This is a genomic window from Kocuria tytonicola, from assembly GCF_003687175.1.
In the GTDB taxonomy this organism is placed as follows: Bacteria; Actinomycetota; Actinomycetes; order Actinomycetales; family Micrococcaceae; genus Kocuria; species Kocuria tytonicola.
This window is the reverse complement of the sequence record NZ_RDEX01000002.1, coordinates 53,030-66,929: the sequence shown is the minus strand read 5'-3', so window position 1 is coordinate 66,929 and position 13,900 is coordinate 53,030. Positions and strand designations below refer to the sequence as shown.

The window sequence follows — 13,900 nt, the reverse complement described above, 5'->3', positions numbered from 1 at the left end:
CGGCCCGCAGCGCTGTTCGTCCGGACTTCACCCGCAGGACACCGGTGCGTGACGCCGCGGTGGGGCACGGACGCCAGGGTGGAGGCGTGAGAATCGCACTGGTGGCAGAACAGTTCCTCCCCCACGTCAACGGCGTCACCCACTCCGTGATCCGCGTCCTGGAACACCTGCGCGACCACGGCCACGAGGCCATGGTGATCGCTCCTTCCTACGAGAAGACCCTCTTCCTGGGCTCCGTGGACCACGTGGACGGCGTGCGTGTGGAGCGTATTCCCTCCCTCCCGCTCGCCGGGTACCCGGAGGTGCGCGTCGCAAGCTGCACCGTGAACCGGATGCAGCGCATCCTGGCGCGCTTCGCGCCGGACGTGGTCCACGTGGCCTCCCCCTTCATCCTGGGCTGGCAGGCCATCCAGGCCGCCAAGGGCCTGGGTCTGCCGTGCGTGGCCGTCTACCAGACGGACGTCCCCGGCTACGCCGCGCGCTACGGCGCCGCGCTCCTGGAGAAGAGCATGTGGTCCCACGTGCGCACCATGCACAACAGCGCCACCCTCACCCTGGCCCCCTCCACGGCGTCCATCGCCTCCCTGCACGAGCACGGGGTGCAGCGGGTCCACACGTGGCGCCGCGGCGTGGACACCGTCCGCTTCAGCCCGGACCGGCGCGACGACGCGTGGCGCGATCGGGTGGGCGGCGGCCGGCGGATCGTCGGGTACGTGGGGCGGCTCGCTCCGGAGAAGCAGGTGGCGGACCTCGTGGTCCTGGACTCCCTGCCGGACACCCAGCTCGTGGTGGTGGGCTCCGGCCCCCAGAAGGAGTCGCTGCGTGCGCTGCTCCCCCACGCCCACTTCGAGGGGTTCCTCTCCGGCACCGAGCTGGCCACGGTCATGGCCTCCCTGGACGTGTTCGTCCACCCCGGCGAGCACGAGACGTTCTGCCAGACCATCCAGGAGGCCATGGCCTGCGCGGTCCCCGTGGTCGCCGTGGGCCGCGGCGGCCCGCTGGACCTCGTGGACTCCTCCCGCAACGGCTGGCTCTACCGCCCCGGGGACACCGAGGCCCTGCGGGATCGGGTGCGGGACCTCGTGGGCGACGACGCCAAGCGTCTCGCGTTCGCGCGCACGGCCCACCGGACGGTGCAGACCCGCACGTGGGACGCCGTGTGCGACCAGCTCGTGGAGCACTACGGGCGAGCGGCCCGCGTGAACTCCCGCACGAACGGGGCACGGCGGACGGGGCTGGGCGCCCGCTGACCGGACGGCCCGGGCCACGAGGCTCCGTTGGTTAAGTTTTGATGACATTCCCGGCCGCTCCCTGGCTCGCACCGGGCAGCGCTGACTAGGCTCGAACCACCTTCACGAGATGCGCCTGCGCACGGGCCACTGGCCCGCGCGCTCACCCGAGCTCCAACTCGGCGCACGCCAACCCTCGGTTCAGGGGTGGTTTGGATGACGAAGTGGCCGATTCACACGTGTGACTCCGGCAAGCGACCAGAAACAACCAGAGGCCCCGGAAGATGAACAGCACAGCACAGCGACCCCCGTCCACCCAGCGGACGAGCCCCGACTCCCGCGAGCAGTGGGTGGACGTCACCGTCCACGCGGACACCGCGCACCACCTCGTGTCGCTCACGGAGCCCGACGGCCAGCAGCACCAGTACGCCACGGACGACGTCCGTGCGGTTGCCGCGGCCGCGCAGCACACCCGCGGAAGGGGCCAGTGGTGCGCCAAGTACCGCAGGCTCCTGGTCCCCGGGGCCTCCGGCGTCACCGGCGGGATGTCCTTCTACAAGCTGGAGCCGCTCTCCGCCTGAGCGCCTCGGCGCTCCCCGGCACCGGGGCAGACCGGTCCGGAGCACGACGACGCCCGGCACCTCACGGCGCCGGGCGTCGTCGTTGGCCGGGTCGAGGGCTACTGCTGCCCGGCCCCGTGGTCCGCCGCGATCAGCTCCGCGGCCCGCTCACCGATCATGTAGACGGTGATGTTGGGGTTCACGGTCACTAGCTCCGGCATCACGGAGGCGTCCGCGACGCGCAGCCCCCTCACCCCCTTGACCCGCAGCTGGGGGTCCAGGGGCGAGTCCGCGTCCTCCACCGGACCCATGCGGCACGAGCCCGCCGGGTGGTACACGGTGTTGTGGGTGCGGCGGATGTAGTCCGCGATCTCCTCGTCGCTCTGCACGTCCTCCCCGGGGAACAGCTCCCTGCCGGCCCACTCGGACATGCCCTGCTGCGCCACGATCTCCCGCGCGCGGCGGATGCCCGCCGTCATGATGCGCATGTCGTAGCCCTCGGGATCCGTGAAGTAGCGGGGATCCACACGGGGCTTGTCCCGGAAGTCACGCGTGCGCAGCCGCACGGTGCCGCGCGAGCGGGCGTGGGTCACGTTCGGGGTCAGGCAGAACGCGTTGTCCGCCGTGGGATAGCCCTGGCGGTAGGTGTGCATGTCGAAGTTCACGCTGCCGTAGTGCATCATCAGGTCCGGGCGGTCCAGGCCCTCGTCCACCTGGTCGAACACGCCGATCTCCCACCACTGGGTGGAGTCCTCCACCATGGGCTGCTTCGCCTCCCACTGGATCACCGCCTCCGGGTGGTCCTGCAGGTGCGAGCCGACGCCCGGGGAGTCCACGAGCACGTCCACGCCCACCTCGGAGAGGTGCTCGGCGGGGCCGATGCCGGAGAGCATGAGCAGCTTGGGGGTGTCGATCGCACCGGCGGAGACGACCACCTCGCGGCGGGCGGAGATCACGTGCGCCTTGCCGAACGCGTTGTCCGTGACCTCCACGCCGGTGGCGCGGCGGTCCTCGTCGAAGAGCACCCGCTTGACCTGGGTGCCCGTGAGAATCGTGAGGTTCTCACGGTCCTGGGCGGGGTGCAGGTAGCTCACGGAGGAGGAGGACCGCGTGCCGTCCTCGCGGGCGCTGATCTGGAAGAAGCTCGCGCCCTGCGTCACGGTCTTGCCGGTGTTGAAGTCCGCGCGGGGGATGCCTGCCTGTTCGGCCGCCTCCAGCAGGGCGACGCCGCTCGGGTCCGCCGGGGGCACGGTGCGCAGCCGAACGGGGCCGTCGTGGCCGTGGTGGGCGCCCGGGTCCTCGTTGTTCTCCAGCTTCTGGTAGAGCCGGAACGCCAGCTCGGAGTTCCAGCCCTGCGCCCCGTGCTTGGACTCCCACTCGTCCAGGTCCTCGCTCGGTGCCCAGAACGCGATGCAGGAGTTGTGGGACGAGCAGCCGCCCAGCACCTTGGCACGGGCCATGCGCATGAAGGAGTTGCCGTTCTCCTGCTCCTCCAGCGGGTAGTCCCAGTCGTGGCCGGACTCCAGCAGCTCCATCCAGCGGTTGAGCTGCAGCACCTCGGGGTACCCGGCGTCGTGGTCGCCGGCCTCCAGCAGGGCCACGGACACGCTCGGGTCCTCGCTCAGGCGCGCGGCGACCACGGCACCGGCGGAGCCTGCACCCACCACCACGTAGTCGTACTCGGCCAGGGTGTTCTTCTCGCTCATGTCTTCTCCCTTCGTCGGGGTGTGCGACGCCGCGCGCGCCCGCCAGCTGCGGGCGGTGCGGGCGCGGCGTCGTCGGCCGGGGCGCCGGGGCGGGCCCGGCGCGGCGGTGCGCTCAGTGCTGCGCGAACCACCCGGTCACGGCCGGTCGGACGTTCTGGTAGACGTGCTTGGTCTCCTGGTACTCCCCCAGCCCGGCGTGGCCCAGCTCGCGGCCCACGCCGGACTGCTTCATGCCGCCCCACTCCGCCTGCGGCAGGTAGGGGTGGAAGTCGTTGATCCACACGGTGCCGTGGCGCAGCTTCCCGGCCACCCGCTGGGACTTGCCCGCGTCCTGGCTCCACACGGCGCCGGCCAGGCCGTAGTACGTGTCGTTGGCGATCGCCACGGCCTCCTCCTCGGTGCGGAAGGTCTCCACGGTCACGGTGGGGCCGAAGGCCTCGTCGTGCACGCAGTCCATGTCCGGGGTGCACCCGTCGATCACCGTGGGCAGGTAGAAGCAGCCGTTCTCGAGCTGCAGCGTTCCGTCCGCGGAGGGCCCCTCGGCGAAGCGGCCGCCGCAGCGGATGCGCGCACCCTGCTCGCGGGCACGCTCCACGTAGGCGTGCACCTTGTCCCGGTGCGCCTCGGAGATCAGCGCGCCGGTCTCGGCCTTCTCGTCGAACGGGCCGCCCAGCAGGATGGCCTCCGCGCGCGCCGCGAGATCGCCCACGAACGTCTCCGCGATGGACTCCTCCACCACCAGCCGCGCTCCGGCGGAGCAGACCTGCCCCGAGTGCACGAACGCGGCGTTCAGGGCGTTGTCCAGCGCGGCGTCGTAGTCCGCGTCCGCGAAGACGACGTTGGGGTTCTTGCCGCCCAGCTCGAGGGCCACCTTCTTGACGGTGGCCGCGGCCTCGCGGGCGACCACACGGCCGGTCACGAGCCCGCCGGTGAAGGACACGAGGTCCACGCGGGGGTCGGAGGACAGCGGCGCGCCGGCCTCCGCCCCGGCACCCAGCACGAGGTTGGCCACACCCGCGGGCAGCCCCAGCTCCTCGAGCACCTGCATCATGAGGATGGCCGTGTGGGGCGTGAGCTCGGCCGGCTTGAGCACGAAGGTGTTGCCCGCCGCGAGCGCGGGTGCGATCTTCCACGCGGCCTGCAGCAGCGGGTAGTTCCACGGGGTGATGAGACCGCACACGCCCACGGGCTCGTGGACCACGCGGCTGACCACGTCCGGGTTCCCGGCGTCCACCACGCGGCCCGCGTCCTGCGCGGCGATCCTGCCGAAGTGCTCGAAGCAGTCCGCGATGTCCGAGATGTCCTGGCGGGACTCGTCCATGCGCTTGCCGGTGTCCAGGGACTCGGCGCGGGCGAACTCCTCGGCGCGCTCGCGCAGCCGGGCGGCCACGCGCAGCAGGAAGCCGCCGCGCTCCCCCGCGGGGACGCCCGACCAGCGGCCGTCGTCGAAAGCCACGCGGGCCGCGCCGATCGCGCGCTCGGTGTCCTCGCGGGTGGCCTCGGCGACGACGGCCACCTCGGTGCCGTCCGCGGGGCAGGTGATGGTGCGGGTGCCGCCCTGCAGGGCGGGGACCCACTGGCCGTCGATGTACAGCGTGCTGCTCACGGTGTGTCCTCCTTGTTCGGTGCGGTCTCGGCCCACATCCCCGTCTCGGCCGTGGGAAGGCCGATCTGGGTGCTGCCGGGGTGCTCGTGGTTGAGCCGGATGAATTCCAGGTGGCGCTCGTAGCAGTCGAGCGCGTCGTTGATGAGCTGCTCGGACGTGTACCCCAGCACGTCGTAGCCCAGTGAACCGGTGGCCGTGAAGACCTCCAGCCGGAAGTACCGGTCCGAGTCCGGGTTGGTGCGGAAGCCTCCGAACCCCGGGGTGGGGAACGCCACGGGGTGCACCCGGTACAGGAAGTCCCGCTCGGGGGCGAGGTCCACGTGCAGGCTGGTCTGCTGCAGCCCGGGGTCCTCCTCCACCGGCGTGGTCGCCACGGTGACCGCGACCCCGGAACCGCGGATCTCCGCCGCGAGGGTCTCGAGTGCCGGCGCCGCCACGTCCTTCACGTAGCGCTGCGCGGCGCGGGGACCCGGGTACGAGCCCAGGCGGGAGAGCCGCGAGCGCCAGTGCGTGTCCCGGCCGGTGCGCCCTGCCACGGCGGAGCGGCTGGCCACGGCGCCGGAGGCCGCGGTGCTGACCTCCACCTGCAGGGCCCGCCACAGTCCCACCATGATGAGGTACATGACCACCGAGAACGGCAGTCCCATGACGAGCGTGGCGTTCTGCAGCGTGGTCACACCGCCCACCAGCAGCATGGCCAGCGTCAGCACGCCCGTGCTCACGGCCCAGAACACGCGCAGCCACTTGGGGCCGTCCTGGTTGGGGTCGTCGATCTTGGAGGTGAAGTTGCTCATCACGAGCGCGCCGGAGTCCGCGGACGTCACGTAGAACAGCAGACCGGTGAACGTGGCGATCGAGGCGGCCACCGTGGCCCCGGGGTACTGCTCCAGCAGGGAGTAGAAGGCCCGCTCGGGGGTGTTCATGGCCACGTCGCCGAACTCCGTGTTGCCGCCCACCACGATGTCCAGGGCGGAGTTCCCGAAGATCGAGATCCACAGCAGGATGAACGCGAACGGGACCGTCATGGTGCCCACCACGAACTGGCGCAGCGTCCGGCCGCGGGAGATGCGCGCCAGGAAGAGCCCCACGAAGGGCGCCCACGCGATCCACCAGGCCCAGAAGAACAGGGTCCACGTGCTCATCCACTCCTGGGGCGCCTCGAACGCGAACGTGTTCAGGGTCATCCCCGGGAAGCGGGAGACGAAGTCCCCGATGTTCATCACGATCGAGTCCAGCAGGAACGCCGTGCGCCCCGCCACCAGCACGTAGAGCATGAGGCCGATGGCCAGGACGATGTTCAGCTCGGACAGCCGCCGGATGCCCTTGTCCACCCCGGAGACGCACGAGACCACGGCCATGCCCACGCCCACGGCGATCAGCGCGGACTGCACCGCGAGGTTCTCGGGCACGCCGAACAGGGTCTTGAGCCCGTAGTTCAGCTGCACCACACCGATGCCCAGGGAGGTGGCCACCCCGAACACGGTGCCGAGCAGCGCTGCGGTGTCCACGGCGTCGCCCGCGGCCCCGTGGATGCGCTTGCCGAGCAGGGGGTACAGCGCGGAGCGGATGCTCAGGGGCATCCCGAAGCGGTACGCGAAGTACCCGAAGGCCATGCCCATGAGGGCGTACATGGCCCACCCGGTGATGCCGTAGTGGAACAGGGTCCACACCACGGCCTGGCGGGCGGCCTCCAGGTTCTGGCCGTCCCCGGAGGGCGGGGCGAAGTACTGGCTCACCGGTTCGGAGACCGAGAAGAACATGAGGTCCACGCCGATGCCGGCCGCGAAGAGCATGGCCGTCCACGTGAACATGTTGAACTGCGGGCGGGCGTGGTCCGGCCCCATCCGCACGGAGCCACCGCGGCTCACGGCCACCGCGATCACGAACACGATCACCAGGGTGGCGGTGAGGACGTAGAACCAGCCCAGCTGGGAGGCGACCCACGCCACCACCCCGCCGATCACGGCGTCGGCCTGTTCCGGGGCGGCGATGGCCCACGCGGAGAGCCCCACGATGACCGTGGCGGCCGCGATCAGCACGCGCCAGTTCACCGGCAGCTTGACCGTCGTGCTCGGGGAGGCGGAACCGTCCAGGGCTGCCGTGGCGTCGGCGGTCCCCGGGGATCCGGGTGCCGCGGTGGAGGTGGCGTCGGTCGCTGCTCGGGGCGAGGACCCTGCACGCTCGGGCGGTGTGGACGGGGACTGGCTCATGGGAGCTTCGCTTCGCTGGGCCGGACGAGGGCGACCCGGGGTCGAGACGTCGTATTACCACTCGGTAGTCCTTGGCGGCCCTCCCACTGTAGGGAGGGCGGCGGCGGGGTCGCAACGCCGGCCCCGCCGCCGTCCTCTCAGCCCAGGAGCTTGGCCACGAGGGCCGCGGCGAACTCCTCGGACACGTCCCCGTAGTTGAGGGAGAAGTCCTCGTCCACGAGCGTGGGCAGCAGCCCCGAGCACAGCACCGCGGCCCGCGCGTACAGGCCCGGCAGGGCCGCACCGATCGGCACGGACAGCAGCCGCAGCTCGGGATCGTAGCTCACCAGCGGGGTGCCGGTGTCCCGGGCCACCAGGTGCTTGCCCAGACCGGAGGACACGGGACGGCAGTGCCCCGAGACCACGTCCTCCTCCGTGCGGTACGCGTAGCGCGTCTTGTGGTGGTGGTTGATCCGGTACAGCCCTGGCTGGTTGCGGTCCTCGGTGGCCTCCCAGGTGGCGTCCGCCGGCACGAAGCGCTCGGCCACCCCGTTGTACTGCATCTCGCGCAGGGGCAGACCCGCCACCACGGAGGACAGCGGCGGGAGGGTGTCCAGCATCTCGGGCCCGGCGTCGTAGACCACGTCGCACATGCCCTCGGGCAGGGACCTGCTCAGGGCGTCGAGGTCCACGTCCTGCAGCATGGTGGTCGCGTGGTCCTCGGGCGAGAGCACCACGGCCTCCCCGCCCTGTGCCGCGGTGGCGCGGGTGACCGCGTCCTCCTGCTCGGCCTTCCACCCGCCCGTGAGCAGCACGGAGCCGTCCACCAGCTGGGTGAGCGCGGGAGAGCACACCTGCCAGCGGCGCACGGTCCAGTTCTCGTCCCGGATGACCTCCAGGAAACCGAGGGCCTGCAGGTGGCCCACGAACCACTCCTCGAAGCGCTCGGAGTCCTCCAGCTGCCGGGCCACGATCGAGAGGGTGGAGCGCTTGCCCCCGCCCAGGAACGTGAGCATGTCCTTGAACGGTGCCCAGGAGCCGGGGTACTCCCCCTCGTCCGGGCCGATGAACTGCAGGGCTTCCACCGAGCCGGTCTGGCCCACCGCGGAGAGCTTGGTGAGGCGACCGGGATAGCGCTTGGTGAGGCCGCAGAACTTGCACCGGCCGAACACCCACGGCGCTTTGGCCTTGGGGTCCATGGGCGGCAGGACCACCTTGTGCTTGCCCGTGACCATGCAGGAGACGTCCGGGGCCTCGGGCAGCTCGTTGCTGCGCTCGGGGAACATCTGGCCCTCGGCGGACTCCCAGCCCGCGACCTCGGGGACCTCCACGTCCGGCAACTCACCCTCGTGCGGGTCCATGTTGTCGAACGAGCCCTGGACGTACTGCTCGGGGAGCTCGTCCCGCGTGACGGCGGTGACGGGCCAGAGGCTCTCCTCCGCCACGTGCACCATCTCGCCCTCGTAGCCGAGGGAGCGCTGGGTGATGTAGTACGACGCGTCCCGCACCCGGAACTCGAGTCGCTGCTTGACCGTGCGTCCCGCGCGCAGCACCAGCGTGTAGTCGTTGGGCTTGAGATGCCCGTCCGCCAGCGCCAGCTCGGTGCGGCCCAGGCTCACCTGGAACGGTGGCACCCGCGGCGGGGTGAGCTTGGTGCTCATGAGCTTGAACGAGTGCGGGTTGCGCCACTCGCACTCCACGGACAGGGGATCGTCGCTGTCCGAGGTCACGGTCAGCTGCGGCGAGCGCAGCGCGGAGAAGCGCTCCACGTCCCCGGGGATCCGCAGCCCCCCGGACAGGGTCAGGGTGGGCACGAGCCGGGGTACGAGAGCGGAGAAGTTGTCGTTCACGGTCAGGGCGGGATCCCCCGCACGCAGCACCTGGACGTCGTCGAAGAGCACCCAGCCCTCGGCCACGCCGTTCTCGCCGGGGCCCACCTCGCGGTAGTCCGGGGAGGCGGAGTCGTCCAGGATGGCCCGGACCTGCTCCACCCACTCCGGCTCGTCCCGCACCATGATCCGGCACGGCCACGCGGTGGGCACGTGGTCCACGGAGAGGAAGGTGTCCGAGTAGGCGTCCTTCGCGAACACCACCACGGGCCGCGGGTTGCGGGTGAGTGTGAGCTCCCCCGCGGTGACCGTGAGCTGGCCGGAGAGCAGGGTGTCGTTGGTCATGCGCGCGCTGTACGCGGAGATCCCCAGGTAGGCGTCCCCGATGTAGTTCAGGAACATGGTGCGCGGACCGGCCGTGGTGGCCAGGTCCACCTCACGGCCCGGGACCAGTCGCTTGGGCACCACGAAACCCAGCTCGTACACGGGGTTGCCCACGAAGTCCGTGCCGTCCGTGAGGCACAGCCCGGGGCTGCGGGGGCCCAGGTGCCGGGAGCCGCGGGGGGCGCCCGCGGCGTCGTCGTCCGGGGCGGACTCCCACGCCGCCAGCTGCGCGAGCGCCACCTGCAGGGCGGGGTCACGGGTGAGCGGGTTGGACCAGATGCTGCGCATGGACTTGGCGACGTCCGTGTCCGCGATGTCCAGCCAGAAGTCGATGTAGATTCCCAGCTCCTGCGCGTTCATCCCCTGCGCGGTGGTCAGCTCGAGGTCCTCGAACATCTGGTGCAGCTGCCGCAGCTCGGAGGGGCCGAACAGGGTCTGGGAGAGCGCCAGGCCCACGGGCCGGTGGTTCACGGCGTAGGCCGAGGGCAGGCCCAGCTGGCCGTCGAAGGCCTCGAGCCAGTAGCGCAGCGCGTCCCAGTAGGTCTCGGTGTCCTTGCGCACGGCGCTCTCGAGCGCCTTGACGTTCTCCTGCCCGGCCTGCAGCAGCACGGCCAGCGGGAGGTAGAAGGTGGAGACGGACTTCTTGCCGGTGCGCGCCGCGAGCGCGGACATGTGGCGTCCGGCCAGGGACAGCAGTGCGAGCAGCGCGACGATGGGCGGGGGACCGATCTTCGTGAGGTCCTCCAGCTGGCGCCGGGACATCCGGTACCAGACCTCGGTGAGCTTGTTGAACGCGTCGAAGAGCGAGCGGCGGGAGCCGTCCGTCACGAGCAGCGGGGTCACCGAGTCCGCGAGCGCCCGCAGGGTGGACGGACCGTCCAGGCCGAACTCCGAGCCGATCTGCTCGAGCATCCTCTCGTCCAGGTCCAGGTGGACCAGTTCCCCCGCCACGCGGGGCCCGAAGAAGGCCCGCGCCACGGCGTCGTTCCAACGCAGGTACTCGACTTCCTGGGGTCCGGATGCAATCGCGTGGTCTCCTGTGTGGAAACCGGCAGCGTCAGCCACAAATCCTCCGTCTGCGCCGAGGGGCGCTCTTGGTCGTCTCAGTCCCTCCCGAGTATAAGTTCCCGCGGCGTGCCCGTCCCACGGCCCCCGTGTGCCGGACGAGCCCGTGCGCGCCGGGCCTGCCCGCCGACGACGACGCGTCCGCCGCCACCGGGTTCTCCTCCGGCGCCGGGACCGACAGTGCCGCTCCTGGGGGCAGCGTGTCCGACGCCGCCGCTGCGCCGGGCCTTTGCCGGCAGCGCCTGCCCGTGTCCGGGCCGAACGGTACGGTAGACGCCATGGATGGTGCTGCGCAGTTCCCGGACGCCCGCGTGCCGGGCGAGGGCCCGGACTGGCGCAGCGAACTCTCCCGGATCGTGCCGGGCTCCGGTGCCGAGCGGGTGGTGGCGGACCCCGATTCCGGACCGGCCGTGGCACTCGAGATGGACCTCGCCCGGGTGCAGAACCGCTCCCCCAGGGCGTGGCGGACATCACCCGAGGAGACCCCGCTGACGCTCACCGCGCGCCCGGTGCTGCGTGGGCGGCGTGGCTGGGTCCACACCGGGATCGACTGGGGCAACCTCGCCACCCACGCCCGCAGCGGTGCGCTGGACCCGGAGCAGCTCGACTGGTTCGAGGAGCTTCGGGCCCTGTCCGAGTCGCACCGCGGCAGCTACGCCGCCGACCGGCACCAGCTGCACGTGGAGCGCTACACCTCCCCGCTGCTGTGGCCTATTCTCTCCCGTGCGGCGACACTGGGGATTCCCCTGGTCTCCCGCGGCACCGGGGCCCCCGTGGTCCTGGACCGGGACGGACGCTTCGAGGTCCGTGTGGAGGCCGGGGAGCACGGGGCGCTCTGCCTGCGTCCCCAGCTGATCGTGGGCGAGGAGGAGATCCCCCTGCGCTGGGCCCGGATCATCGGTCAGCCCGGGCACGGGCTCTTCCACCCCGAGGCCACCCCGGAGGCGCTGGAGTCCGCGGAGGACCTCAACAGGTTCCCGCTGCACCTCGTGGTGCTGGGAACCCGTCTGAACCAGCAGCAGCGCTCGTTCCTGGACCGGGCGGAGTCCCTCACCGTACCCCGGGACGGCGTGGAGGAGTTCTTCGAGACCTACTTCCCGCGGCTGCACCAGAGCATGCACGTGACGGCAGAAGAGGACTCCCTGGTCCTGCCGCAGGTCGCGGACCCGGAGTTCGTGCTGACCGTGCACCACGACGACCTCACCGAGCGCGTGGAGTGGGAGTGGGAGTACCAGAAGGGCCGGGAGCGGGTGCGCCTGCCGTTCCGTCCGCTGGACCCGCTGGGGGACGAACCCGTGGCGAGGGAGTCCCGGTGGGAGTCCTCCATGGTCCAGGCCGTCCAGCGCCGGGTTCCGGAGCTGGACTTCAAGCGCAGCTCCTACGCCGCGGAGGACGCGCTCGTGCTGCTGCGCACGTGGTTGCCGCAGCTGCGACGGATCCCGGATCTGCGCATCGAGGAGACGGGCGGTTCCCCCGCCTACCGGGAGGTCGCGGACCCCACCGAGATCACGGTGTCCACGGCCCCCACCGAGCACCACGACTGGTTCGGCCTGGGGGTGACCGTGAAGGTCGGGGAGCACTACGTCCCGTTCTCCGAGATCTTCCAGGCCCTGGACCGCGGCCAGGACGTGATGCTGCTGCGGGACGGCTCCTACTTCTCCCTGGACCGCCCCGAGTTCGTGCGGCTGCGCACCCTGATCGCGGAGGCGCGGACGCTGCAGGAGGACAGGCACGCCCCGCTCGCGCTGAACCGGTACCAGACGAGCCTCTGGGAGCAGTTCGAGGAGCTGGCCACCGACACCCAGCAGGCCGAGCGCTGGCGGGAGGGTGTCCGGGCCCTCGCGCACCTGGAGGAGGTCCCCTCCCCACCCGTGCCCGCCGAGCTGCAGGCCACGCTGCGCCCGTACCAGTACGAGGGCTACCGATGGCTCACCTTCCTGTGGGAGCACGAGCTCGGCGGGGTGCTCGCGGACGACATGGGCCTGGGCAAGACCGTGCAGACCATTGCCGCGATGCTGCGGGCCACGGCACGGGACCCGCAGCTTCCGCCCTACCTGGTGATCGCCCCCACCTCCGTGGTGGCCAACTGGTCCGCCGAGCTGCGCCGCTTCGCACCCTCCCTGGACGTGACGGTGCTGGACTCCACCAAGGACTCCGCGGCGGGCGCCGCACGCTCCTCCCACGTGGTGCTGACCTCCTACGCCCTGCTGCGCCTTGATGCGGAGGCCTACCAGTCCGTGGAGTGGGCCGGCGTGGTCATGGACGAGGCGCAGTTCGTGAAGAACCCCCGCACCAAGGCGTACCGCGCCGTGAAGAACCTGCGTGCCCGCACCTCCCTGGCCATCACGGGCACCCCCATGGAGAACAGCCTCTCGGAGCTGTGGTCCCTGCTCTCCCTCACCGCCCCCGGCCTGTTCCCGTCCCGGAAGCGCTTCACCGAGCACTACCAGCGCCCCATCGAGCGCGCCATGGACTCGGACGCGCTGGCACGGCTGCGCGCCCGGATGAAGCCGTTCATGCTGCGGCGCACCAAGGCGGACGTGGACCTGCAGCTGCCGCCCAAGCTCGAGCACGTGCTGCCCGTGGGTCTCAACCCGGAGCACCGCAGCGCCTACGACCGCCGGCTGCAGCGCGAGCGCGCCAAGATCCTGGGGCTGCTGCGGGACTTCGACAAGAACCGCTTCACCATCTTCCAGTCCCTCACCACGCTGCGGATGCTGGCCCTGGACCCCGCCCTGGTGGACCCCGGGTCCACGGCGTCCTCCTCCAAGCTGGACGTCCTCTTCGACCAGCTGCCCCAGCTGATCCAGGAGGGCCACCGCCCGCTCGTGTTCAGCCAGTTCACGAGCTTCCTCAAGCTCGTGGCCCGCCGTCTGGACGAGGCCGGGATCGCGTACAGCTACCTGGACGGAAGCACCAGGGACCGCGCGGGCGCCCTCGAGAAGTTTCGCAGCGGGCAGGCCCCCGTGTTCCTCGTGAGCCTCAAGGCGGGCGGCTTCGGCATCAACCTCACGGAGGCGGACTACTGCTTCCTGCTGGACCCCTGGTGGAACCCTGCCGCGGAGAACCAGGCCGTGGACCGCACGCACCGGATCGGGCAGACCCAGAAGGTCATGGTCTACCGCATGGTCGCCGAGCACACGATCGAGGAGAAGGTCATGGAGCTGAAGACCCGCAAGGCGGACCTCTTCACCGCGGTGCTCGACGACGACCGCGTGTTCTCCGCGAGCCTGGACGCCGAGGACATCCGCTCCCTGCTGGCGGTCTGAGGCTCACCCCGTTCCCATCCCCGGGGTCCTCGCCGTCACCGCGGGTCTCACCGCGTTCGGACC

7 protein-coding genes and 1 riboswitch are annotated in these 13,900 nt (G+C 71.1%); of the genes, 3 read left to right on the top strand and 4 right to left on the bottom strand.

Annotation, left to right across the window (positions count from 1 at the left end; all coding sequences use genetic code 11):
- The first annotated feature begins 86 nt into the window (after window positions 1-86).
- On the top strand, window positions 87-1,250 hold the full coding sequence (locus EAE32_RS08560) for a glycosyltransferase family 4 protein (protein ID WP_121845412.1): 1,164 nt from the start codon (window positions 87-89) through the stop codon (window positions 1,248-1,250).
- 100 nt (window positions 1,251-1,350) lie between these two features.
- A riboswitch (SAM riboswitch) is annotated at window positions 1,351-1,492 on the top strand.
- 21 nt (window positions 1,493-1,513) lie between these two features.
- Complete coding sequence (locus EAE32_RS08555; protein ID WP_121864877.1) at window positions 1,514-1,810, top strand: hypothetical protein; 297 nt, start codon at window positions 1,514-1,516, stop codon at window positions 1,808-1,810.
- A gap of 98 nt (window positions 1,811-1,908) precedes the next feature.
- Here EAE32_RS08555 and EAE32_RS08550 read toward each other — a convergent pair whose 3' ends face one another.
- The 4 genes from EAE32_RS08550 to EAE32_RS08535 form a co-directional block, all read right to left on the bottom strand.
- A complete protein-coding gene (locus EAE32_RS08550; RefSeq protein WP_121864876.1) occupies window positions 1,909-3,495 on the bottom strand; it encodes a GMC family oxidoreductase in 1,587 nt (528 codons plus the stop codon).
- 112 nt (window positions 3,496-3,607) lie between these two features.
- Complete coding sequence (locus EAE32_RS08545; RefSeq protein ID WP_121864875.1) at window positions 3,608-5,101, bottom strand: aldehyde dehydrogenase family protein; 1,494 nt, start codon at window positions 5,099-5,101, stop codon at window positions 3,608-3,610.
- Window positions 5,098-7,311 carry a choline BCCT transporter BetT gene (gene betT / locus EAE32_RS08540; RefSeq protein WP_243635656.1) on the bottom strand — a complete coding sequence of 738 codons (2,214 nt, stop codon included), beginning with the start codon at window positions 7,309-7,311 and terminating at the stop codon, window positions 5,098-5,100. The genes EAE32_RS08545 and betT overlap by 4 nt, the downstream gene beginning before the upstream one ends.
- A gap of 137 nt (window positions 7,312-7,448) precedes the next feature.
- Window positions 7,449-10,568, bottom strand: a complete 3,120-nt coding sequence (locus EAE32_RS08535; RefSeq protein ID WP_121864874.1) for a hypothetical protein — start codon at window positions 10,566-10,568, stop codon at window positions 7,449-7,451.
- 278 nt (window positions 10,569-10,846) lie between these two features.
- Between EAE32_RS08535 and EAE32_RS08530 the strand changes: the two genes are divergently transcribed.
- Window positions 10,847-13,837, top strand: a complete 2,991-nt coding sequence (locus EAE32_RS08530) for a DEAD/DEAH box helicase (protein WP_121845407.1) — start codon at window positions 10,847-10,849, stop codon at window positions 13,835-13,837.
- The last annotated feature ends 63 nt before the right edge of the window (window positions 13,838-13,900 follow it).